At 50.4% G+C, this 21596-nt stretch carries 24 protein-coding genes; 11 read left to right on the forward strand and 13 right to left on the reverse strand.

The genetic code is table 11. The annotated features are described in order from the left end of the window. Window positions 1–10 precede the first annotated feature (10 nt). From kdsA to ACTHUG_RS03965, 3 genes are all read right to left on the reverse strand, one after another. On the reverse strand, window positions 11–853 hold the full coding sequence (gene kdsA, locus ACTHUG_RS03955; RefSeq protein WP_003747068.1) for a 3-deoxy-8-phosphooctulonate synthase: 843 nt from the start codon (window positions 851–853) through the stop codon (window positions 11–13). 74 nt (window positions 854–927) lie between these two features. Continuing rightward, entirely contained in the window at window positions 928–1311 is a 384-nt protein-coding gene (panD, locus tag ACTHUG_RS03960; RefSeq protein ID WP_128582724.1) for an aspartate 1-decarboxylase, read from the reverse strand. Window positions 1312–1389: 78 nt separating this feature from the next. Beyond that, complete coding sequence (locus ACTHUG_RS03965) at window positions 1390–2931, reverse strand: YdgA family protein (protein WP_440386287.1); 1542 nt, start codon at window positions 2929–2931, stop codon at window positions 1390–1392. A 175-nt stretch (window positions 2932–3106) separates the two neighbouring features. On the opposite strand from ACTHUG_RS03965, the gene ACTHUG_RS03970 reads away from it, so the two are divergent. Together ACTHUG_RS03970 and trpD are read left to right on the forward strand one after the other, a co-directional pair. After that, on the forward strand, window positions 3107–3697 hold the full coding sequence (locus ACTHUG_RS03970; protein ID WP_250615290.1) for an aminodeoxychorismate/anthranilate synthase component II: 591 nt from the start codon (window positions 3107–3109) through the stop codon (window positions 3695–3697). 86 nt (window positions 3698–3783) lie between these two features. After that, window positions 3784–4812: an anthranilate phosphoribosyltransferase gene (trpD, locus tag ACTHUG_RS03975; protein WP_107723128.1), complete on the forward strand. Its 1029-nt coding sequence runs from the start codon at window positions 3784–3786 to the stop codon at window positions 4810–4812. A 64-nt stretch (window positions 4813–4876) separates the two neighbouring features. Here the strand turns inward: trpD and ACTHUG_RS03980 are convergent, their stop codons facing one another. The 6 genes from ACTHUG_RS03980 to ACTHUG_RS04005 form a co-directional block, all read right to left on the reverse strand. After that, on the reverse strand, window positions 4877–5194 hold the full coding sequence (locus ACTHUG_RS03980; protein ID WP_371460129.1) for a CsbD family protein: 318 nt from the start codon (window positions 5192–5194) through the stop codon (window positions 4877–4879). A 116-nt stretch (window positions 5195–5310) separates the two neighbouring features. Continuing rightward, entirely contained in the window at window positions 5311–5877 is a 567-nt protein-coding gene (locus tag ACTHUG_RS03985; RefSeq protein ID WP_070460885.1) for an SGNH/GDSL hydrolase family protein, read from the reverse strand. A gap of 122 nt (window positions 5878–5999) precedes the next feature. Then, the gene (locus tag ACTHUG_RS03990; protein WP_049333330.1) at window positions 6000–6257 is read right to left on the reverse strand and encodes a hypothetical protein; all 258 of its coding nucleotides are present in this window, start codon (window positions 6255–6257) and stop codon (window positions 6000–6002) included. Window positions 6258–6388: 131 nt separating this feature from the next. Next, a complete protein-coding gene (locus ACTHUG_RS03995; RefSeq protein WP_440386286.1) occupies window positions 6389–6748 on the reverse strand; it encodes a hypothetical protein in 360 nt (119 codons plus the stop codon). A gap of 74 nt (window positions 6749–6822) precedes the next feature. Beyond that, the gene (locus ACTHUG_RS04000) at window positions 6823–8985 is read right to left on the reverse strand and encodes a heavy metal translocating P-type ATPase (protein ID WP_440386285.1); all 2163 of its coding nucleotides are present in this window, start codon (window positions 8983–8985) and stop codon (window positions 6823–6825) included. A 149-nt stretch (window positions 8986–9134) separates the two neighbouring features. Then, window positions 9135–9344 carry a heavy-metal-associated domain-containing protein gene (locus tag ACTHUG_RS04005; RefSeq protein ID WP_049344680.1) on the reverse strand — a complete coding sequence of 70 codons (210 nt, stop codon included), beginning with the start codon at window positions 9342–9344 and terminating at the stop codon, window positions 9135–9137. A 144-nt stretch (window positions 9345–9488) separates the two neighbouring features. Here ACTHUG_RS04005 and ACTHUG_RS04010 point away from each other — a divergent pair, with 144 nt between their 5' ends. The 3 genes from ACTHUG_RS04010 to ACTHUG_RS04020 all read left to right on the forward strand — a co-directional run bounded on the left by ACTHUG_RS04010 (window position 9489) and on the right by ACTHUG_RS04020 (window position 12898). After that, window positions 9489–10661, forward strand: coding sequence for a sugar transporter (locus ACTHUG_RS04010; RefSeq protein WP_440386284.1), 1173 nt, complete (start codon window positions 9489–9491; stop codon window positions 10659–10661). A 193-nt stretch (window positions 10662–10854) separates the two neighbouring features. After that, window positions 10855–12273, forward strand: a complete 1419-nt coding sequence (locus ACTHUG_RS04015) for an SLC13 family permease (protein ID WP_003747091.1) — start codon at window positions 10855–10857, stop codon at window positions 12271–12273. A gap of 115 nt (window positions 12274–12388) precedes the next feature. After that, window positions 12389–12898 (forward strand): peptidylprolyl isomerase, encoded by a 510-nt coding sequence (locus ACTHUG_RS04020; protein WP_003747093.1) that lies wholly within the window; start codon window positions 12389–12391, stop codon window positions 12896–12898. A gap of 80 nt (window positions 12899–12978) precedes the next feature. Here ACTHUG_RS04020 and ACTHUG_RS04025 read toward each other — a convergent pair whose 3' ends face one another. Further along, window positions 12979–13476 (reverse strand): YbhB/YbcL family Raf kinase inhibitor-like protein, encoded by a 498-nt coding sequence (locus ACTHUG_RS04025; RefSeq protein ID WP_440386283.1) that lies wholly within the window; start codon window positions 13474–13476, stop codon window positions 12979–12981. A gap of 186 nt (window positions 13477–13662) precedes the next feature. On the opposite strand from ACTHUG_RS04025, the gene ypfJ reads away from it, so the two are divergent. Next, window positions 13663–14505 carry a KPN_02809 family neutral zinc metallopeptidase gene (ypfJ, locus tag ACTHUG_RS04030; protein WP_440386282.1) on the forward strand — a complete coding sequence of 281 codons (843 nt, stop codon included), beginning with the start codon at window positions 13663–13665 and terminating at the stop codon, window positions 14503–14505. 121 nt (window positions 14506–14626) lie between these two features. Further along, window positions 14627–16009 carry a phosphomannomutase/phosphoglucomutase gene (locus ACTHUG_RS04035; protein ID WP_440386281.1) on the forward strand — a complete coding sequence of 461 codons (1383 nt, stop codon included), beginning with the start codon at window positions 14627–14629 and terminating at the stop codon, window positions 16007–16009. 105 nt (window positions 16010–16114) lie between these two features. Here ACTHUG_RS04035 and rpe read toward each other — a convergent pair whose 3' ends face one another. After that, the gene (gene rpe, locus ACTHUG_RS04040) at window positions 16115–16795 is read right to left on the reverse strand and encodes a ribulose-phosphate 3-epimerase (protein WP_070608225.1); all 681 of its coding nucleotides are present in this window, start codon (window positions 16793–16795) and stop codon (window positions 16115–16117) included. Between the two features lie 277 nt (window positions 16796–17072). Here rpe and ACTHUG_RS04045 point away from each other — a divergent pair, with 277 nt between their 5' ends. Then, a complete protein-coding gene (locus ACTHUG_RS04045) occupies window positions 17073–17501 on the forward strand; it encodes a Spy/CpxP family protein refolding chaperone (RefSeq protein WP_036490577.1) in 429 nt (142 codons plus the stop codon). Between the two features lie 65 nt (window positions 17502–17566). Here the strand turns inward: ACTHUG_RS04045 and ACTHUG_RS04050 are convergent, their stop codons facing one another. Both ACTHUG_RS04050 and ACTHUG_RS04055 read right to left on the reverse strand, forming a co-directional pair. After that, complete coding sequence (locus tag ACTHUG_RS04050) at window positions 17567–18433, reverse strand: ATP-binding protein (protein WP_440386280.1); 867 nt, start codon at window positions 18431–18433, stop codon at window positions 17567–17569. 15 nt (window positions 18434–18448) lie between these two features. Further along, on the reverse strand, window positions 18449–19063 hold the full coding sequence (locus ACTHUG_RS04055; protein ID WP_440386279.1) for a riboflavin synthase subunit alpha: 615 nt from the start codon (window positions 19061–19063) through the stop codon (window positions 18449–18451). A gap of 125 nt (window positions 19064–19188) precedes the next feature. Between ACTHUG_RS04055 and ACTHUG_RS04060 the strand changes: the two genes are divergently transcribed. The 3 genes from ACTHUG_RS04060 to ACTHUG_RS04070 all read left to right on the forward strand — a co-directional run bounded on the left by ACTHUG_RS04060 (window position 19189) and on the right by ACTHUG_RS04070 (window position 21559). Continuing rightward, the gene (locus ACTHUG_RS04060; RefSeq protein ID WP_440386278.1) at window positions 19189–20034 is read left to right on the forward strand and encodes a 23S rRNA (adenine(2030)-N(6))-methyltransferase RlmJ; all 846 of its coding nucleotides are present in this window, start codon (window positions 19189–19191) and stop codon (window positions 20032–20034) included. A 129-nt stretch (window positions 20035–20163) separates the two neighbouring features. Beyond that, complete coding sequence (locus ACTHUG_RS04065; protein ID WP_440386277.1) at window positions 20164–20517, forward strand: hypothetical protein; 354 nt, start codon at window positions 20164–20166, stop codon at window positions 20515–20517. Window positions 20518–20584: 67 nt separating this feature from the next. Beyond that, entirely contained in the window at window positions 20585–21559 is a 975-nt protein-coding gene (locus ACTHUG_RS04070) for a class 1 fructose-bisphosphatase (protein ID WP_440386276.1), read from the forward strand. Window positions 21560–21596: the final 37 nt, after the last annotated feature.

Here is a 21596-nt window from a genome sequence, read left to right on the forward strand (position 1 = left end):
TGATTGACCCTTAACGAATATCCATAGGTGCAAACGATTTCACGGTTTCATCGATTGCTTTAACACGGGTCAGGAAATCTTCCAATTGCGCAAGCGGCAGTGCGCTTGGGCCATCGCATTTGGCTTGGTCGGGATTGGCATGGGATTCGAGGAACAAACCGGCCAATCGGGTTGCCATGCCGGCAAGCGCCAAGTCCAATACTTGGGCGCGACGGCCGCCTGATGCGGCGGCACCGGATTCGCGCGTTTGCAGGGAATGGGTTACGTCAAAAATAACGGGCAGGTTGTGACACGTTTTTTTCATCACGCCAAAACCGAGCATATCGACCACCAAGTTGTCGTAGCCGAAGTTTGCGCCGCGTTCGCACAAAATGATTTGCTCGTTGCCTGCTTCTTGGAATTTCTCCACAATGTTTTTCATTTGAGACGGGCTGAGGAATTGCGGCTTTTTGATGTTGATGACATTGCCGGTTTTCGCCATTGCCACCACCAAATCGGTTTGGCGTGCCAAGAATGCTGGCAGCTGGATGACATCGCAGACTTCGGCAACCGGCTGGCATTGGTAAGGCTCGTGAACGTCGGTAATCACGGGAACGTTAAACTCGCGTTTTACCGCTTGAAAAATCTTCATACCTTCATCCAAACCCACACCGCGGAAAGAGTGGATGGAAGAGCGGTTTGCCTTGTCGAAAGAGGCTTTGAACACGTAAGGGATGCCGAGTTTATCGGTTACTTTAACGTATTGCTCACAGGCTTTCAGCGTAGAGTCGAGGTCTTCAAGGACATTGATGCCGCCGAAAAGGGTAAAGGGCGCATCGTTGCTGACGGTGATGTTGTTGATTTGGATATTCACGGCAAAGCCTTTCAGATAAGTTGAATTTGGGAAACAGGCCGTCTGAAACGTTTCAGACGGCCTTTGTTTGAATATTACAACACGGTGTGCGGCGGCTCATAAGAAATCACGTCGCGGATTTTGTTGTTCTCATCGACGAGGACGACTTTCGGCTCATGCGCTGCAATTTCGGGTTCGGACAACATGACGTAAGACATGATGATCACGACGTCGCCTTTTTGAACCAAACGCGCGGCCGCGCCATTGAGGCAAACAACGCCGCTGCCGCGTTCGCCGGGGATGGTGTAGGTTTCAAGACGTTCGCCGTTGTTATTATTGACGATGGCGACTTTTTCGTTCACGCAAATACCTGCCGCATCCAGCAGGTCTTGGTCAACGGTAATGCTGCCGACGTAGTTGAGGTCGGCTTCGGTAACGGTGGCACGGTGGATTTTGCCGCCGAGCATGGTACGGAACATGGGTTTCCTTTTTGATTGTGGGTTGATTTGCGGTTTTAACTTCAGTGAAGCTAAAACCGCTGTTTGTGTGATTGAGGATTAGTTATTGGGAAAGTCTGATTCGTCAAACTCGGGTTCCGGGTCGCTTTGAAGGACTTTTCCGTTTAATTTCAACTCGCTGTTTTGCAGAGTCAGATGGGTTTTGACATTATCGTCTTCTAAGGTCAAATATTTTTCTCTTGCCATGCTTTTAATGGTGCTGTCTACCATCAGGCGCAAGGTCTCGTTGATATCGTCGATGCTGGCACGGCCTGCGGCTTCATCTTCGGCATTGACGCTAAACAGGCTGCTGGCTTGGTTGACGGCGAGCTGCTCCAACAATTTTTGAGGTACGCTCATGTTGAAGTCAGCTTCGGTTTTCTTCAGCATATCGCCCAGGCTGTTGAGGTCTTTGGCCGTCAAGCCTTTAAAGGCAAGCTTTCCGCTGACATCGACATCACCATTAGGCATGGTAAATTTGAAAGTTTTGACGTTTAAAACCGGATTGTTGGTAAACAGGCCTGAAGCCTCGTTTTTGGCCGTCTGAAGCAAAGAAGCCTGAATTTCCTCTTCGCTCATTTTCTTCACGGACACTTCGGCAATTTTGTTTTTCAATGCCAGAAGTGATGCGGCATCCAAATGCTCGGCAGAGACATTAATATCCAGAGGGCCGTATTTGTCTTCGCCATAGGTCAGGCTTTCAAATTGGAAGCGGCCTTCGCTGTTGATGAATTTATCGACTTCGCCGGTCTGGGTATCGAAACGCAGTTTGTTGACTTCGATTTTAGACGGAGCAATCGTGCCGGTCGGATTGATGAATGCACCGATTTGCAGGTTGGTTACGAGGTTGACCAACTCGTTCAACTTAACGTTGTAATCGATGTTTTCTTTCCATTGCAGCAGGAATTTATCCAGCGTAATGCTGCTCTTGCCCAAAGAAAGTTTGGTCAGGCCGTCTTCTGTTTCGGATTCGAAGCGCAGGTTTTCCAAAGACACATCGCCTTTGTCGGCCAATTTGACTTGCAAAGACGGCGCAAGGTAATCGTGGCGATAGCTTTTGAAGCCTTGGCTGTAATCGGTATTGCCGCTAAAGCCTTTCCAATTGAGCTTGATACCGGAAAGCTCTTCGTAGTCGAAGGCGGGGATATTGAGGCTGAGTTTGCCGTCGCCGGAAAGGTAAACCGTATTGGTCATGGTCAACGGCGTTTGCTGGCCGAAGAAGCGGTCTAAAACTTTTTTGGTTTCCGGATGGTATTGGAACTCGGTTTCCACGTGTGCGCGCGTGCCGAAGCCGCCGGCAAACGGGCCGTGTGTTACGTGGTTGATGACCGTAATCGGCTCTTGCAGGACGGTTTTCAAATTGTCCGGCAGGTATTTTTGCGTATTTTGAAGCAGGGTCGGCTTGAGGCGGATGACGGTCGTCTCGGTCGAACTGAACCAGCCGCGATCGTATTGGTGGGATTCAACGGTCAGGAAACCGGATTCCTGCAACAGCTTTTGTTGCTCGGTCAGGCTTTCTTCCGCTTTGACACCGAGATAGTAAGGCGTGCCGAGCGCAGCGGCGATAACGACGGCGGCAGTCGGGATAAGATACTTTTTCATCACTTCAAACAGATTAGGTTCAAAGCGTAAAGCATAGCATTTTTTAGCTGTTTTGTCTTATCCGCCGTTTCAGACGGCCTTTAGGGGAAGATTGTGATATTATGCAAATATAAACGGTTTTTACACTTTTGGCAGGCCTTACCCTGTCTGCCGAAATGTCATTAAAGGTTTGCAAATGCTTTTATTCATTGATAACTACGACAGCTTCACCTACAACATCGTTCAATACTTTGCCGAACTGGGGCAGGAAGTTTTGGTACGCTGCAACGATGAAATCACCCTCGAAGAAATCGAAGCCCTGAAACCGCAATATCTGGTCATCGGCCCGGGCCCTTGCTCACCGAAAGAAGCAGGCATTTCTGTTGCGGCCATGCAGCACTTTGCTGGCAGGCTGCCCGTCATGGGCGTGTGCCTCGGCCATCAAACCATGGGCGAAGCGTTCGGCGGCAATGTCGTGCGCGCGCAAACAATGATGCACGGCAAAGTCTCCCCCGTTTTCCATCACGGCACAGGCATGTTTAAAGGCCTGCCCAATCCGGTTAACTGCACGCGCTACCACAGCCTGGCCATCGACCGCGCCACCCTGCCCGACTGCCTCGAAATTACCGCATGGACGGAAGACGGAGAAATCATGGGAGTACGCCACAAAGAATATGCTGTCGAAGGCGTACAGTTCCACCCCGAAGCCCTACTGACCGAACACGGCCACGATATGCTGAAAAACTTCTTGGAAGAATTCAAAGACTATCGCCCGCAAAAATCTTAATGAAAGGCCGTCTGAAAGGAGTTTGACAGTGTTCAAACTCCTTTCAGACGGCCTGAATCACATCGGACACGAACAAAGGAACAATCATGATTACCCCTCAACAAGCGATTGAACGCCTCATCAGCAATAACGAACTTTTCTACGATGAAATGACCGACCTCATGCGCCAAATCATGAGCGGCCAAGTTCCGCCCGAGCAAATCGCCGCCATCCTGACCGGCCTGCGGATTAAAGTTGAAACCGTTTCCGAGATTACCGCCGCAGCCAGCGTGATGCGCGAATTTGCCACTAAAGTGCCGCTGGAAAACGCCGATGACTTGGTCGATATTGTCGGCACGGGCGGCGATGGTGCCAAAACTTTCAATATTTCCACGACTTCTATGTTTGTCGCGGCTGCGGCAGGCGCGCAAGTTGCCAAACACGGCGGTCGCTCCGTTTCTTCATCCAGCGGCGCTGCCGATGTCATGGAACAAATGGGCGCCAACCTCAATCTCAACCCCGAACAGGTTGCCCAAAGCATTCAGCAAACCGGCATCGGCTTTATGTTCGCGCCCAACCATCACAGCGCCATGCGCTATGTTGCCCCTGTCCGCCGTTCGCTCGGATTCCGCAGCATCTTCAATATCTTGGGCCCACTGACCAATCCTGCCGGCGCGGCAAACCAACTCTTGGGCGTGTTCCACATCGACTTGTGCGGCATTCTTTCCCGCGTATTGCAACAGCTTGGTTCCAAACATGTTTTGGTTGTGTGCGGCGAAGGCGGTTTGGATGAAATCACGCTGACCGGCAAAACCCGCGTTGCCGAACTGAAAGACGGCAAAATCACCGAATACGATATCAGCCCGGCCGATTTCGGCATGGAAATCCGCCGCAATTTGGACGAAATCAAAGTCGAAAACGCGCAAGAATCCCTGCAAAAAATGAACGAAGTGCTGGATGGCAAAGTCGGTGCCGCACGCGACATCGTCGTCCTCAATGCAGCCGCCGCGCTCTACGCAGGAAATGTGGTCGCATCGCTGGCGGACGGTGTCAAAGCCGCGCAAGAAGCCATCGACTCCGGCAAAGCCAAAGCCAAAAAAGACGAGTTTATCGAATTTGGCAAACAGTTTGCCTAAACTTTAAAACCATAAACAAAGGCCGTCTGAAAAATCTTTCAGACGGCCTTTTATTCTTTAAATATTAAAATTTGCTTTTAATATCATTAATCAAGCCTTCAGCTTTTTCTTTGGCTTCTTCAGCCAAGTGTGCTACTTTCTCTTTGGCTTCACCGGCTAAATGAGCTGCTTTTTCTTTAGCTTCACCTGCAAAGTTTTCTACTTTTTCTTTAGCCTCGCCTGCAAAGTTTTCTGCTTTTTCTTTAGCATCCGCAGCAACTTCTTTTGTCTTACCGACGCCTTGTTGAACTACGCCTTCAGCTTTGAGTTTGGAATCGTCAAGAACTTCGCCGGCTTTCTCTTTTACTTCACCGCTGATTTGATCTAATTTGCCAGTCATCATTTATTCCTTCTTAGTTTCATGTTGATAAGAGTAATCACTATACCCCAATAGATATTGGGTTGCAACTTAAAGTCTGTCTCAATATTAAAAACATAATAAAAATGGATTACGTCAAGTTAGCACAACTGTTTCAATATCGCTTCGGCTACTGCCTCGCCTATCATCTTGCTGCCGAACTCATTGAAATGAAGTCCATCGCACAGCATCACATCGGTCAAATCCTGCTCAAACATCAGACTGTATAAATCATTGACGGTAAAACCATATTGCCTTGCCAAATCCTCCGCCACACGGTTATAGGCCTTCAAGTCGGCCAGATAGCGGCGCGAGGGTTTGACGATATTGTGTACGCTTTCCAAAAACGGCGTACTGCTCGCCCAAATAATTTTTGCCCCTGTCTGTTTCAGATAATCGAAAATTTGAATCAGGTTGCTGCGATAGGTTTTTATATCGGCCACCGGCTCATTACAGCCTTGATTATGGCGGATGTCGTGCAAACCGCAATTGATGTGGATAATGTCTCCCACAGTCGCGCCCTCTGTCCATTGCCTGATATGCTCTAACACATCATGCGACGAACGGCAGTTTTCCGATGGAGAAACAATATCCACCTCAGGCAAAGCGGCGCGCGTGTAAGGCTCCGAAGCAAGCCGAACGGAATCGCCGATTAAGTAAACGGTCATTTTTGTTCTCCTCCCTTTATTTGAATCAACAGCAAGGCCGTCTGAAATATCACTTATATTATTATAAGAGTGCTATTTCAGACGGCCTTAACTTCAGTCAAGTTCTATCGTTAAATCATCAATTAGAGCTGACTGTTTTTATAAAAATCAATTAATTGCTTGGCCTGCAACATGGGCAGCCCAAAACGGTCGCTCACGGCTTTCAAATCCTTCCATTCCTGACCAGTCAGATTCTGCCCAACCCATTTGAGGTTTTCCGGATTGCTTTTGATTTTCTCAAAATACGCCTGCTTGCGTTTCCAGTTACGCGACCACACCAGCAACATGGTAAAAATACATAAAACAATCAATACAATATTGGTAAACAACATCATGTCCATACGACATACTCCCGCTTAAGTCTCGAAATCAGAAAATATGGATTAAAGGCCGTCTGAAAAACAATCTTCAGACCGCCTCAGCTTGAAGCTCAACGTTGCATTTCCTTGGCCAAAACCAACATGCCTGATGTTTACAGGATATCGTCTTCCCGATTGTGTTCGATCATATCGTTTACCGCTTGGGCGAGCCATGCCCAGCAATCGGGGAATTCTTGACGCTGCTCCCAGCCGGGGTCAGCAAAGTCGTGGATAAGCTGGACTATGCCGCCTTTGCCGATTTCGAAGCAAGCAGTGTCATCGCAATCGCTGCGTTTGGCGAAGGGAATCAGTTTTCTATTGGGATAACGCGTTTGCATGCCTTGGTATAGCTTGGCGGCCCAATCGCTATCGAGCAGATGCCAAATATCGAAATCGACTAAATTCAGTTCGACGATTTTTTCAAATGATTCAGGGTATTCAAAGTGGGGAATATCGAGCGTATAGCTTTTCATCGTTTGATTCCTAATTTGAGGCTACCTGAAAAATGAAACTGGGCGTATGGTTTTCAGAGGGCCTTTGCCACGTTTCACTCAATCTTCACCCGCTTCAACCTCAACGCATTGCTCAATACCGAAACCGAGCTTGCCGCCATTGCCGCGCCTGCAATGACAGGGTTTAGAAAGCCGAGCGCGGCAAGCGGGATGCCCAAGATATTGTAGAAGAAGGCGAAAAACAGGTTTTGCTTGATGTTTTTCAAAGTCGCCTGCGATACCAGCAAGGCATCGGCGAGTTGGTTGACCGAATGCTGCATCAGCGTGGCGGACGCGGTGTGTTCGGCAACGTCCGCACCGCCTTTCATCGCGAAGCTGACGTTGGCGGCGGCGAGTGCGGGCGCGTCGTTGATGCCGTCGCCGACCATTGCCACGGTTTTGCCGGCGGCTTTGAGTTTCTGCACTTCGGCAGCTTTATCGCGCGGACTCATATTACCGAAGGCGTGTGCGATGCCCAGTTGTTTGGCGACGTATTCGACCGTGCCTTGGTTGTCGCCGCTCATGATGTAAACGTTGATGCCGTGTTTTTTCAGACGGCCTATGGCTTCGGCGGTATCGGCTTTCAATGCGTCGGCAAGTGCGAATGCGCCGATAGGTTTGTTATCGACCGAGACTGCAACAATGCTTGCAATGTCCCAAACGCCGTCTGAAAACTTCGGCAAGGTCAGTTCGGCAAATTCGGCTTTGCCTGCTTTCACCAAACCCACGCCTTCCACTTCGGCGGTAATGCCTGCACCGACAACGGTTTGCGCGTTTTGTGCGGCGGGAATATCCAAGCCGCGCGCTTGGGCAGCAGAAACGATAGCGCGGGCAAGCGGATGAGCGGCGTTTTGTTCAACGGCGGCGGCGATGCGGTACAAAGCGTCTTCGTCAAAGCCACTGTCGGGAACGCAATAAACGGCAGCAACCTGCGGTTTGCCTTCTGTCAGCGTGCCGGTTTTGTCCAGCACGACGGCATCAACGTGGGCGGCTTCTTCCATTGCCGCCGCGTCTTTAAACCAAATGCCGTGTTTCACTGCTTTGCCCATGCCGACCATAATCGCGGCAGGGGTTGCCAGACCGAGCGCGCACGGGCAGGCAATCACCAAAACGGCAACGGCGTGCATCAGCGCAACCGTCCAATCGCCTTTCACCAGCCAAGTGGCGATAAAAGTCAGAAGCGCGATGCCCACGACGGCAGGCACGAATACCGCCGCCGCTTTATCCGCCACACGCGCAATCGGTGCTTTACTACCTTGTGCTTCAGAGAGCGCATTCATCATGTCGCCGAGCAATGTTTGGCTGCCGAGTTGTGTGGCGCGGTACACCACGCTGCCTTCGGTCATCAACGCACCCGCCAACACTTTGCCGCCCGCTTTTTTCTCTTCGGGGTTGGATTCGCCGGTAAGATGGCTCTCATCCGCCCAACCGCTGCCGCTCTCGATGATGCCGTCGGCGGCAATGCGTTCGCCGTGGTTGGCGCGGATAAGGTCGCCGATTTGCACTTGGTCGATGGGTAGCTGCCGCCATTCGCCTTCGCGCTGCACGTTGACTTGGGTCGGCGTGAGTTTCAGCAGCAGGCCCAAGCTGTTGAGGCTGGATTTTTTGGTGCGGTGTTCCAAAAATTTGCCCAGCGACACAAAACCAATCACCATCACGCCTACTTCAAAATACACGTGTGCCATGCCGTGCGCCGCGTGCGGGCTGAAAAACAACATATAGACGGAATACAGGTAAATCGACACCGTGCCGATGGTAACGAGCACGTCCATATTCGCCAGCCCGCCCTTGATGCTCGCCCACGCGCTTTTGTAAAACGGGATTGCCAGCCAAAGCTGCACCACGCTTGCCAGCGCAAACTGCCACAACGGCGGAATCATCCAATCGTGCCGACCAATCATCATCCCTGCCATGCCGATAAGGAACGGAATATTAATGGCCAGCAAAAGCCACAGCCGCCAGCTTACATGCGCGGTTTCTTCGGGCTGCGGCAGCGCGTCTTCCGTTTTTTCTTTTGCACCATAACCGGTTTTCTCAATGATTTTGGCTATGTCGGCTGCAGAGGTTTTGCTGTCGTCAAACGTAACCTGCGCCTCCTCGCTGGCGAAGTTCACCCCCGCCGATTCGACAAAATCTTTTTTGTTCAACACTTTTTCAATACGCGAAGCGCAGGCCTGACAGGTCATGCCTTCGATTTGGAAACGGACTTTTTGTTGCATGGCAAAGCCTCCTATTGATTGTTTGGCGCGTGTTTTTTGTATTTATGTATTATCAAACGAAAACGACATAATGGCAAAAAGTAAGTTATCAAGAGACAAAGGCCGTCTGAAACGGTTCAGACGGCCTTTATTCAAAATACGCTTGTCGGTTACAAAGCCACGTCGTAGCCACCGTCTTCTACGGCATCAATCAGCGCGTCGGCATCTGTCTTGCTTTCATCGAAAGTAATCACTGCATTTTTGTTTTCCAAGCTGACTTCTGCTTTTTCCACGCCTTCTACGCCTTCCAAAAGACGGGTTACGCTTTTCACGCAGCCGCCGCAGGTCATGCCGTCGATGTTGAGGGTAACAGTTTGCATTTATATTTCCTTTCATTCAAACAAATATGGTTGTCAAATACTTTACTCCTTACGCAAACAGCTTGCAAATTCTTCATTAAGGCCGTCTGAAAAATGCAGATAGGCGTACAATAACGACCTTTGCTTCATCAAACGGACATAATAATGACTTCAACATTCAAACAATGGGTTAGCGTATGCGCGCTGGCGGTGGGTGCGTTTATTTTCAATACCACCGAATACATTCCGATTGCGCTTTTGAGCGACATCGGTCAGAGCTTTGGCAAAGCGGCAACGGAAGTGGGCATGATGATTACGGTGTATGCGTGGATTGTTGCGCTCCTATCGCTGCCGCTGATGCTGATGACGAAAAACATCGAACGGCGCAAATTATTGCTGATGCTGTTTGCACTGTTTGCGCTGTTTCACGCGCTGTCGTTCTTTTCTTGGAACTTCAACATCCTCTTGGTCAGCCGTATCGGGATTGCGCTGACACACGCGGTCTTTTGGTCGATTACGGCTTCTTTGGCGGTACGGCTTGCGCCCACCGGCAAAACCAATCAGGCTTTGGGCTTGCTCAGTACGGGTACGGTTTTGGCGATGGTGTTGGGTATACCGTTGGGACGCGTGGTCGGACAATATTTCAGCTGGCAGCTCAGCTTCCTACTGATCGGGGTCTGCGCTGCCGGCGTAATGCTGGTGTTGTCCAAAAACCTACCTGCTTTACCCAGCCAGAATACCGGTTCTTTAAGCAGCCTGCCGAGTTTGTTCAAACGCCGCAACCTGATGTTGCTCTATGCCATGACGGTATTGATTATTACGGCACATTTCACGGCATACAGCTATATCGAGCCTTTCGTTTTGCAAATCGGCCACTTTAAAGCCGAACAAGTAACAATAGTCTTGAGCCTGTACGGTTTGGCAGGATTTGCCGCGTCTTATCTGTTCGGCAAATGGTTTGCCAAAGCGCAACGTTTGTTTATGCTCGGCGCAGTGGCGGTCATCCTGCTCTCCGCCCTGCTGCTTCTGCCGCTTGCCTCTTTCCCGTATGCGGTATATGCGCTGGTGTTTATTTGGGGCGTAGCCATCGTCATCGTCAGCTTGGGCATGGTCTCCAAAGTATTGACGTTTGCTTCCGATGCGACAGATGTGGCCAACTCGATTTATTCAGGTTTGTACAATGTCGGTATCGGCGGTGGTGCGCTTTTGGGGCATTACGTGACCACTTGGTTCGGCCTTTCCAATATCGGCATTGCAGGCGCACTCTTGGCTGCAGCCGCTTTGGCCGTGTGCAGCCTACTGGTTAAAGCACAAGCCAACCCGACACAAAACGTTTAAAATCCAATCACTTTCCTAATCGAACGGACAAACAGCCCTCCTGCTGCTTGTCCGTTTTTTATTTTATTTTAAAAAATAATTTACAATTTATTTACACTACATTAAATTACAAATATACTGTCGCTGTCAGGCCGTCTGAAAACGGCTGGCACAAGCGTAAAAGAAAAACCAGCAAACTTCAGAGGAACATTCTATGGATCTGCACGCAAAGGACAAAACCCAGCACCCGGAAAACGTCGAGCTGCTCAGTGCACAAAAGCCGATTACCGACTTTAAAGGCCTGCTGACCACCATCATCTCCGCCGTCGTCTGTTTCGGCATTTACAGCGTCCTTCCCTACAGCCCTGACGCCAACAAAGGCATTGCGCTGTTGATTTTCGTTGCCGCGCTTTGGTTTACCGAAGCCGTCCACATCACGGTAACCGCATTGATGGTGCCGATTCTCGCCGTCGTACTCGGCTTCCCCGACATGGACATCAAAAAGGCGATGGCGGGCTTTGCCGATCCGACGATTTACATCTTCTTCGGCGGCTTCGCGCTTGCCACAGCCCTGCACATGCAGCGCCTCGACCGTAAAATCGCCGTCAGCCTGTTGCGCCTGTCGCGCGGCAATATGAAAGTGGCCGTGTTGATGCTGTTTGCCGTTACCGCCTTCCTGTCCATGTGGATCAGCAATACCGCGACCGCCGCCATGATGCTGCCTTTGGCAATGGGTATGATGAGCCACCTCGACCAAGAAAAAGAACGCAAAACCTACGTTTTCGTCCTGCTCGGTATCGCCTACTGCGCCAGTATCGGCGGCTTGGGTACCGTGGTCGGTTCTCCGCCGAACATGATTGCTGCCAAAGCCCTGAACTTGGACTTTGTCGGCTGGATGAAGCTCGGCCTGCCGATGATGCTGTTGATTCTGCCGTTAATGCTGTTCTCCATGTACGTCATCCTCAAACCTAATTTGAACGAACGCGTGGAAGTTAAAGAGGAATCTATCCCTTGGACGCTGCACCGTGTGATCGCATTGTTGATTTTCTTGGCTGCCGCCGTTGCTTGGGTATTCAGCTCCAAAATCAAAGCTGCATTCGGTATTTCCAACCCCGACACTGTCATCGCCCTGATTGCCGCCGTTGCCGTCGTCGTATTCGGCGTGGCGCAATGGAAAGAAGTCGCGCGCAATACCGACTGGGGTGTATTGATGCTCTTCGGCGGCGGTATCAGCTTGAGCGCGTTGCTGCAATCTTCCGGCGCGTCCGAAGCATTGGGTCAACAGGTTGCTTCCACCTTCTCCCACTCTCCTGCATTGCTGGTGATTTTCGTGGTTGCCGCCTTCATTATCTTCCTGACCGAGTTCACCAGTAACACCGCCTCCGCCGCGCTGCTCGTGCCTATTTTTGCCAGCATCGCCACACAAATGGGGCTGCCCGAACAAGTCTTGGTATTCGTCATCGGCATCGGCGCGTCTTGCGCGTTCATGCTGCCGGTTGCTACGCCGCCTAACGCGATTGTGTTCGGTACGGGCTTGATTAAACAACGCGAAATGATGAACGTCGGCTTATTGCTGAACGTCCTCTGTATCGTATTGGTTGCGCTGTGGGCTTATTTCGTCCTGATGCCGTAAACCCGTAAACATAGTCGAGGCCGTCTGAAAGAATATTTTTCAGACGGCCTTGAAGTTTGTCGTTCAGACACAATTTAACGAATGATTAAAACCGGATTCTAACGAAAGGAAACCCATGATTATCCTGCACACCAACAAAGGCGACATCAAAATCGAACTTGATTTCGACAAAGCCCCCGTTACAGCTAAAAACTTCGAGCAATACGTTAAAGACGGCTTCTACGACGGCGTAATCTTCCACCGCGTCATCAAAGGCTTCATGATTCAAGGCGGCGGCATGGATGAAAACATGAACGAAAAAGAAACCCGCGATCCGATTCAAAACGAAGCGTCCAACGGTTTGCCTAACGAAAAATACACCATCGCCATGGCGCGTACTTCCGATCCGCACTCTGCCAGCGCACAATTCTTCATCAACACCGCCGACAACGCCTTCCTGAACTTCCGTTCTAAAGAACTGTACGGCAAAACCGTCGTCCAAGACTGGGGCTACGCCGTATTCGGTAAAGTCGTTGACGGTTTTGACGTGGTTGATGCCATCGAAGGCGTTTCTACCAAACGCCACGGCTACCACGACGATGTACCGACCGAGCCTGTCATCATCACCAAAGCCGAAGTGGTTTAATTGATTTGATTTCCCATAAAAACAGCCTGTCCGAATTCAAAACGGACAGGCTGTTTTTCAATCGTTAATGACGCATACCTTCACACATCATAAGTACCGACCACACATGCCGAATCCAACACATGGCCCTGCATGGCAAAATGCAGCTCATTAAAGCGGAAACCGCGCGGCAAATCCAAAACAGTGTCCAGCGCGTACACAATCAGCTCGTAACGATGGCGGTTGTTCGGTGGCGCCATACCGCCATAAAACGAAGCCTCTTCGATTTCAAATTTACCCAACGCGCTCGCCCAAGTGTTCGCGCCTTGCGTGAAATCCGTTGCAGAAATGCTTTCATTTTCTGCCACGGAAGTACGTTTCAAATCCGAAATCAACCAATGCGTCCATACGAAACCCGATGCTGAAATGGCATCTTTGTCTTCCAACACCACGGCAAACGATTTTGTTCCCTCCGGCGCATCTTCAATCTCAAAAGGAATCGAATAAGAAGGCATACCATTCGGGCTGAACTGGCTGCCGCGCTTGCCGTATTTGTCTTCAAATTCGCCGTTGACAATAGCTTTACTGCTGACTTTCATCTTATATCTCCCAATAGTAGGTTGGCTCATTCTAACAAACCCCAAGGCCGTCTGAAAGATACTGCCGTTTTCACTTTCCCGATGTCGCATTTTCAGACGACCTCAAGCAATATTCGCAATTCGATCAAACACATTTGACATTCCATAGTATAATCCGCCGCATGAAAACTACACAGGATGCGCATTATGGATTGGAAAGGCCGTGAACAAAGCCAAAACGTCGAAGATCGCCGCGGAAGCCGTGGCGGCGGCGGTGGCGGCAAAACGCCAAGCATACTCGGCATTATCGTGGTTTTGGTCGGCGCATATTACGGCGTGGATTTGAGCGGTTTGGTTGGCGGCTCATCTTCGATGGGCATTCCTACCCAGCAAGCTACCCGACTCGACAGCCAACAAGAAGCCGAATTGAACGAAATGTCCCGTGTCGTCCTTGCCGAGACGGAAAAAGCATGGAGCAAATATTTCCAACAACACGGCCAACGCTACACACCGACAACCATGGTGTTGTATGAAGGCGGTACATCCACCGCCTGCGGTACAGGCCAATCTACCATGGGTCCATTTTACTGCCCGGGCGACCAAAAAGTTTATTTGGATTTGAGTTTCTACGAAGACATGCGCACCAAGCTCGAATCCGCCAGCGATGCCGCGTTTGCATACGTTATTGCCCATGAAGTCGGCCATCACGTTCAAAACCTGCTCGGCATTCTGCCTAAAGTCCACAAAATGCAACAGCAAGTCGGCAAAAAAGAGGCCAATGCCCTTTCCGTCAAACTCGAATTGCAGGCCGACTGTTTCACCGGCATTTGGGGACACTACGCCGTCAACAACAATATCTTCAAAGCCGAAGACATTCAAAAAGCCATGCTGGCCGCCGAATCCGTCGGCGACGACCGCTTGCAGAAACAAGCTCAGGGCTATGTCGTTCCCGACAGCTTTACCCATGGCTCGTCTGAAGCGCGCATGACTTGGCTCAAGCGCGGTTTGGAAAGCGGCGACATCAACCAGTGCAACACTTTCAACAATTGATTCGTCCAAACAACACTGTTCTTTGATGTAACGACAAAAGGCCGTCTGATTTTTTCAGACGGCCTTTTAGCCGTGTTAGAATAAGCCTCATTATTTCCCCTTAAATTTAAAGGAAATCCACATGGCAAATATCGCCCGCGACATTTTCAAAGCCTACGACATCCGAGGCATCGTCGACAAAACCCTGACCGATGAAGCAGCCTATTTAATCGGCAAAGCCATTGCCACCAAAGCCTCCGAAAAAGGCATTACCCGTATCGCACTCGGCCGCGACGGACGCTTGAGCGGCCCCGGCCTGATGGCGCAGATTCAACGCGGTTTCACAGACAGCGGCATCGACGTCCTCAACGTCGGCATGGTTGCCACCCCTATGCTCTACTTCGCGGCCATCAACGAATGTGGCGGCAGCGGTGTGATGATTACCGGCAGCCACAATCCGCCCGATTACAACGGTTTCAAAATGATGCTCGGTGGCGACACGCTCGCAGGAGAAGCCATTCAAGAACTTTTAGCCATTGTTGAAAAAGACGGTTTTGTTGCCGCCGACAAACAAGGCAGCGTAACCGAAAAAGACATCTCTGGCGAATACCACAACAACATCGTCGGCCACATCAAGCTCAAACGCCCGATGAAAATCGCCATCGACGCGGGCAACGGTGTCGGCGGCGCATTCGCGGGCAAACTCTACAAAGGCTTGGGCAACGAAGTAACCGAACTTTTCTGCGAAGTGGACGGCAACTTCCCTAATCACCACCCCGACCCTTCCAAACCGAAAAACCTGCAAGACCTCATTGTCGAACTCAAAAACGGCGATGCCGAAATCGGCTTGGCATTTGACGGCGATGCCGACCGCTTGGGCGTGGTCACCAAAGACGGCAACATCATCTATCCGGACCGCCAACTGATGCTTTTCGCGCAAGACGTGTTGAGCCGCAATCCTAAAGCCAAAGTGATTTTCGACGTCAAATCCACCCGCCTACTCGCGCCTTGGATTAAAGAACACGGCGGTGATCCTGTCATGGAGAAAACCGGCCACAGCTTCATCAAATCCACCATGAAAAAGACCGGCGCACTGGTTGCCGGCGAAATGAGCGGACACATCTTCTTTAAAGAACGCTGGTTCGGCTTCGACGACGGTATGTATGCCGGCGCACGCCTCTTAGAAATCCTGTCTGCCTTCGACAATCCGTCCGAAGTATTGAACAAGCTGCCACAAAGCATTTCCACTCCGGAACTCAACATCGACCTGCCCGAAGGCAGCAACGGCCACAAAGTGATTGAAGAGCTGGCTGCCAATGCCAAGTTTGAAGGTGCGACCGAAATCATCACCATCGACGGCTTGCGCGTTGAATTACCTGACGGCTTCGGCCTGATGCGTGCTTCCAATACCACACCGATTTTGGTATTGCGTTTTGAAGCGGATACACAAGAAGCGATTGAGCGTATTCAAAACCAATTCAAAGCAGTCATTGAAAGCAATCCTGCATTGAAATGGCCGCTGTAAGGGTTTAGGCTAAAACAAAAGGCCGTCTGAAAATTATTTCAGACGGCCTTTAATATTCAATATTGTTATTCCAAAGTTTAAAAAACCAAGAGTATCCCTGCTTTGTTATCCGACTTGCGCCAACTGTTGACGCATTTCATCGATAACGGCTTTGTAATCCGGTTTGCCAAAAATCGCCGAACCGGCGACAAACGTATCCGCACCTGCCGCCGCAATTTCAGCAATATTGTCTGTCTTCACGCCGCCATCGACTTCCAATGCGATATGGCGGCTGCTTTGCCGTTCATACTCGTCCAACATCTCGCGCACTTTGCGGATTTTCACCAGCGTATTCGGAATAAAGCTTTGCCCGCCAAAGCCCGGGTTGACCGACATCAGCAATACCATATCCAGTTTGTCCAAAACGTTTTCCAGAATATTGACTGGCGTAGCAGGATTCAATACCAAACCGGCCTGACAGCCGTATTCTTTAATCAAACCCAAGCTGCGATCGACATGGCGGCTGGCTTCCGGATGAAAGGTAATGATATTGGCACCGGCTTTTGCAAACGCATGAATTAAATCGTCCACCGGCTCAACCATCAAATGCACATCGACCGGCACGGTTGCATACGGTTTCAAAGCCGCGCAAACCATAGGGCCGAAAGTCAGATTCGGCACGTAATGATTGTCCATTACATCAAAATGAATCAAATCCGCACCCGCGCGGATAACTTCGGCTACCTCTTCGCCCAAACGGGCAAAATCGGCAGACAAAATACTGGGGGCGATACGGTAGTCGGTCATGTTTGTTCTCCTAAAGTGTGTTCCTTTGTCATTATCGCATTTTTGCCCCTATGTTGTATGCTGCCGACAACGTCTCTACTGTCATTTTTATGAATTTACATTTCACATACATTAATGAAACTTAAAATTAAATTGTAAGGCTTTGAAAATAAATTATTTGAATACATACACGTGCAGAAAAATCTAACATCATTAACAAAAGTTAACTGCTTTGATACTGCCTTTCACACGCTAATCGGTTATATTTCCAAACCTGATGAAACATTAGGAAAACACCGTGTCTGTCGCACTTTCCCGCTATCCGACTTTTACTTTCTTAGCACTCGCCCTACTCTGTTCCAGTCTGCCTGCACATGCCGGTCCGTTTCTGGCCACTTTGGACGACTTCCATCCGAATTGCGACATCCGACAGCTCAATTTATCCGCCGACCAACACGCCGCCCTGCGCCGCTTGCGTACCGACTTCAAACAAATCAACGATAAAGCCTACCGCAAAACCGTACGCTCCGACCGCAACCGCCGTCAAACCATCATCAAAATTCTCTCCGGCGACTCATTCGATTCAAACGCCGCCCGCGACTATGTTGAAAGCCGCTACCTCTCCAGCATGGACTATGCGGTGGATGAAATGGAAATCCAATACCGCCTCTATCATCTGCTCAATCCGCGCCAACGCCAACAATGGTTGTCTTCATGTTTGCGCTAATGGATAAATAAAAATACAAAAGGCCGTCTGAAACCATATTCAGACGGCCTTTGCTTTTTTCAGCCTTAATCTAGCACTCTTTCTTCCGGCAAGCGTCCTGCCCAGTCGCAGGCAAACTGCCACGCCGAGCGGCCTGAACGGCTGCCGCGCATTTGCGCCCATTGCAACGCGGCTTGGCGCGCGGTATCGTCAAAAGGCACATTGAAATCGTCCAACCAGTTGGCTACGGCGGTCAAATAATCGTTTTGGTCGAAAGGATAAAAACTCAGCCATAAGCCGAAGCGGTCGGAAAGGGAAATTTTCTCCTCGACGGCTTCCTTCTGATGGATTTCACCGCGAATCCCTGTAGTACCAATGTTTTCATCCATATATTCGGGAATCAGGTGGCGGCGGTTGGAAGTGGCATAAACCAAAACATTAGCGCAACGTTGCGACAGTCCGCCATCCAAAGCGGTTTTCAAGGCTTTATAGGTTTCATCGCCGGTTTCAAACGACAAATCATCGCAGAAGACGATAAATTTCTCGGGACGTTCGGACAACAGTGTCAACGAAGCCGGCAAGCTGACCAAATCGCTTTTGTCCACTTCAATCAGTCGCAGGCCGCGTTCGGCGTATTCGTGCAACAACGCTTTAACCAAGGAAGATTTACCCGTACCTCGTGCGCCGGTCATCAAGACATTATTGGCCGGACGGCCTGCCAAAAATTGCTCGGTATTGCGTTTCAGCCTGTCGGTTTGCGAACCGACTGCTGCCAATCGGCTCAAAGGAAACGTATGAGGACGCGGCAGGCTTTCTAAAATGCCTTTTTTGCCCACGCTGTGCCAACGGTAGGCAAGTGCCTGCCAATCGGTTTTTCCCGGCTCGTCAGGTAGGATTAAATCCAAACGGTTTAAAACGGAATAGGCTTTTTTTAAAAATTCGGATAATTTCATTTTTACTTTCTTCTTTCAGACGGCCTTTTGCGCCAACACACGCATCACGGTATCGACAACGGCTTGGGTTTGCGGATCGATTTCAATATTGATGAGGTCGCCTTCTTTACGGCTGCCAAACAGGGTGCGCTCCAAAGTCTCCGGAATCAGGTGTACGCAAAATTCGCTGTCGCCGACTTCGCCTATGGTCAGGCTGCAACCGTCCAAACCGACAAAGCCTTTGGTCAGGATATAGGGCTTGAGGTTTTCCGGCAGCTCAAACCAAACGGTACGGTTGAACTCGCTGGATTCGATACGGGAAATTCGGGTAATCGCCATCACATGGCCGCTCATCACATGACCGCCGATTTCATCGCCAAACCGTGCCGCACGTTCCAAATTGACACGGTCGCCGACTTTCAAGCTGCCGAGATTGGTTTTGCGTAAGGTTTCGTCCATCAAATCAAAGCTGACTTTGTTGCCGTCGATTCGGGTAATGGTCAGGCAGCAGCCGTTGTTGGCGACAGAGGCGCCGGTTTGCAGATTGTCGGCGATTTCGGGGGGCAGCTCGACAGTGTGGGTACGAAAGTCGGGCGAAGGTTGAGCGATGTCTGTAATTTTGCCCATGCCTTGTACGATGCCTGTAAACATGATGTCTTCTTTCCGATGGTACGATAAGGCGGATATTGTAGCATTTTCCAGGCACAAAGGCCGTCTGAAAGCGGTGGTGGCGATGGTTTGGGGTATAATCGGATTTTTATTTCCGCCGCCCGATCATGCTCAGCTACCGCCACGCCTTCCATGCCGGCAACCATGCCGATATGCTCAAGCACTTTACCCTCTTCCTTGTCCTCGAATATTTCAACCGCAAAGACAAGCCTTATTGGTATATCGATACGCACAGCGGTGCCGGTTTGTATGATTTGGGCGGCGACGAAGCGCAAAAAGTTGGCGAATACAAACAAGGCATTGCGCTCTTGGAACAAGCTGACAAGCTGCCTGCCGAATTGGCCGAATTTATAGGCCGTCTGAAACAAATCCTGCCGCAAGACAACCTTTACTGCGGCTCGCCTTGGCTGGCACAGGCGCTCACGCGCGACAGCGACAAAATGCGCCTCTTTGAGCTGCATCCTGCCGATTTTGTCCATTTGCAAAACAATATGCGCGAAATCCGTCCGCCGCGCAAAGTGCAAGTCAGCCAAGCAGACGGTTATCAAGGCCTGATTTCGCTCTTGCCTCCCCCGCCCCGCCGCGCCGCCGTCTTGATTGATCCGCCCTACGAAGAAAAACAAGACTACCGCCGTGTCGTCCAAGTTTTGAAAGATGCTTTAAAACGCTTTGAAACCGGCTGCTACATGGTTTGGTATCCCTGCTTGAGCCGCGAAGAAAGCCGCAAACTGCCGGACGAACTCAAAAAAATCGCTCCCGACAATTATCTGCACGCCGAGCTTCATGTCCATACGCCGCGCAGCGACGGCTTCGGCATGCACGGCAGCGGCATGTTCATCATCAACCCGCCCTATATGCTTGCCGAACAGTTGCAAAACAATCTGCCCGAGCTTTCCAAAATTCTGGCGCAAGATGCCGGCGCGCATTATGTATTGGAAAGCAAAACGAAATAAACGTTGCCGTCTGAACGCATACCCAAGCGCTTCGATTTTGCCGCCATACCTGTTCAGACGGCCTTAACCCTTTATACTTAAGCCTTTTTCCACTACAATTCACAACATAACAATTAACGGACGTCACTCATGAATATACGCACACCCCTAGCCTGCACGCTCCTGCTCTGTGCGTGCAGCGAATCAGTAAAAAACGAATTTAAAGAAGAATTTACCCAAAGTTTCCGCACCGAATTTATCCGTTCGGCGACCGAAGCCTGCGTGGAAAAAGCCTCCGGAAAAAGCCCGTTTGATTCCGCGACCACTGAAAAAATCTGCCGCTGCATCGGCGAAAAAACAGTCGACCAAATCAATCCTGAAGAAGCGACCTCGCTTTTGGGCGGCAGCAACACCATGAGCGACGAGCTGAAAAAACGCATCAAAGACACCAGCATCGCCTGCACTAAAGAAGTTTTAGGCATGGCCGACAGCAAAACCAAATGAACACGCCGTTTTCAGACGGCCTGAAATTGAAAAATATTCGATTCAAACTTAGGAAAAGAGTGAAACCATGAAGACATTGAACCAATTCTTAGCCCAACACCTGCCCGAACACAAACTGCCGCAGGAGCTGGCCGGCGTACTGGAATCCGTAGCCGCCGCCTGTTTGGACATCAACGCCAAAGTCCGCCTCGGCGCGCTTTCCGGCGTTTTAGGCATGGCCGGTACCGGCAACATCCAAGGCGAAGACCAAAAGAAACTGGACGTCATCGCCAACAACATCATGATTGATGTTTTAAAAGCCAATGCCAACATCGCAGGCCTTGCCAGCGAAGAAGAAGACACCTATGTCGCTACACACGAAAACGGCGGCTATTTGGTATTGTTTGACCCACTGGACGGCTCTTCCAATATCGACGTCAACATCTCCGTCGGCACAATTTTCTCCATTTTGGCGAAACCAGAAGGCACATTGACTACCGAGTCCTTCCTGCAAAAAGGCCGCGACCAAGTGGCTGCAGGTTATGTTTTATACGGTCCGCAAACCCAACTGGTACTGACTGTCGGTCACGGCGTATTCGTCTTCACTCTGGACGATGCCAACCAATTCCTGCTGACCAAAGAAAATCCGCGCGTTCCCGAATCCACTAAAGAATTCGCCATCAATATGTCCAACCAAAGACATTGGTTCGCCCCTGTTCAACAATACATTGACGAATTGCTGGCAGGCGAAACCGGCGTACGCGGCAAAAACTACAATATGCGCTGGGTAGCCAGCATGGTTGCCGAAATCCACCGCATCCTGATGCGCGGCGGCATATTCATGTATCCGCAAGACAAACGCGACCCATCCAAACCGGGCAAACTGCGCCTGATGTACGAAGCCAACCCGATGAGCCTGATTATGGAACAGGCCGGCGGCGCATCAAACAACGCCATCGAAGCCATGCTCGACATCCAACCTACCGGCCTGCACCAACGTGTTGCCGTATTCATGGGCAGCCGCGAAGAAGTCGAATACGTTTACAATCTACATCAAAAATAATCAGATGTATTGATTTCAAACCCCAAAAGGCCGTCTG

This window comes from Neisseria sp. P0022.S009, assembly GCF_051956675.1.
Taxonomy (GTDB): domain Bacteria; phylum Pseudomonadota; class Gammaproteobacteria; order Burkholderiales; family Neisseriaceae; genus Neisseria.

Bases quoted from the DNA above. Each gene is read 5' to 3' on its own strand.
- panD (WP_128582724.1), bottom strand. From the start codon at position 1,311: ATGTTCCGTACCATGCTCGGCGGCAAAATCCACCGTGCCACCGTTACC.
- ACTHUG_RS03965 (WP_440386287.1), bottom strand. From the start codon at position 2,931: ATGAAAAAGTATCTTATCCCGACTGCCGCCGTCGTTATCGCCGCTGCG.
- ACTHUG_RS03970 (WP_250615290.1), top strand. From the start codon at position 3,107: ATGCTTTTATTCATTGATAACTACGACAGCTTCACCTACAACATCGTT.
- trpD (WP_107723128.1), top strand. From the start codon at position 3,784: ATGATTACCCCTCAACAAGCGATTGAACGCCTCATCAGCAATAACGAA.
- ACTHUG_RS03980 (WP_371460129.1), bottom strand. From the start codon at position 5,194: ATGATGACTGGCAAATTAGATCAAATCAGCGGTGAAGTAAAAGAGAAA.
- ACTHUG_RS03985 (WP_070460885.1), bottom strand. From the start codon at position 5,877: ATGACCGTTTACTTAATCGGCGATTCCGTTCGGCTTGCTTCGGAGCCT.
- ACTHUG_RS03990 (WP_049333330.1), bottom strand. From the start codon at position 6,257: ATGGACATGATGTTGTTTACCAATATTGTATTGATTGTTTTATGTATT.
- ACTHUG_RS03995 (WP_440386286.1), bottom strand. From the start codon at position 6,748: ATGAAAAGCTATACGCTCGATATTCCCCACTTTGAATACCCTGAATCA.
- ACTHUG_RS04000 (WP_440386285.1), bottom strand. From the start codon at position 8,985: ATGCAACAAAAAGTCCGTTTCCAAATCGAAGGCATGACCTGTCAGGCC.
- ACTHUG_RS04005 (WP_049344680.1), bottom strand. From the start codon at position 9,344: ATGCAAACTGTTACCCTCAACATCGACGGCATGACCTGCGGCGGCTGC.
- ACTHUG_RS04010 (WP_440386284.1), top strand. From the start codon at position 9,489: ATGACTTCAACATTCAAACAATGGGTTAGCGTATGCGCGCTGGCGGTG.
- ACTHUG_RS04015 (WP_003747091.1), top strand. From the start codon at position 10,855: ATGGATCTGCACGCAAAGGACAAAACCCAGCACCCGGAAAACGTCGAG.
- ACTHUG_RS04020 (WP_003747093.1), top strand. From the start codon at position 12,389: ATGATTATCCTGCACACCAACAAAGGCGACATCAAAATCGAACTTGAT.
- ACTHUG_RS04025 (WP_440386283.1), bottom strand. From the start codon at position 13,476: ATGAAAGTCAGCAGTAAAGCTATTGTCAACGGCGAATTTGAAGACAAA.
- ypfJ (WP_440386282.1), top strand. From the start codon at position 13,663: ATGGATTGGAAAGGCCGTGAACAAAGCCAAAACGTCGAAGATCGCCGC.
- ACTHUG_RS04035 (WP_440386281.1), top strand. From the start codon at position 14,627: ATGGCAAATATCGCCCGCGACATTTTCAAAGCCTACGACATCCGAGGC.
- rpe (WP_070608225.1), bottom strand. From the start codon at position 16,795: ATGACCGACTACCGTATCGCCCCCAGTATTTTGTCTGCCGATTTTGCC.
- ACTHUG_RS04050 (WP_440386280.1), bottom strand. From the start codon at position 18,433: ATGAAATTATCCGAATTTTTAAAAAAAGCCTATTCCGTTTTAAACCGT.
- ACTHUG_RS04055 (WP_440386279.1), bottom strand. From the start codon at position 19,063: ATGTTTACAGGCATCGTACAAGGCATGGGCAAAATTACAGACATCGCT.
- ACTHUG_RS04060 (WP_440386278.1), top strand. From the start codon at position 19,189: ATGCTCAGCTACCGCCACGCCTTCCATGCCGGCAACCATGCCGATATG.
- ACTHUG_RS04065 (WP_440386277.1), top strand. From the start codon at position 20,164: ATGAATATACGCACACCCCTAGCCTGCACGCTCCTGCTCTGTGCGTGC.
- ACTHUG_RS04070 (WP_440386276.1), top strand. From the start codon at position 20,585: ATGAAGACATTGAACCAATTCTTAGCCCAACACCTGCCCGAACACAAA.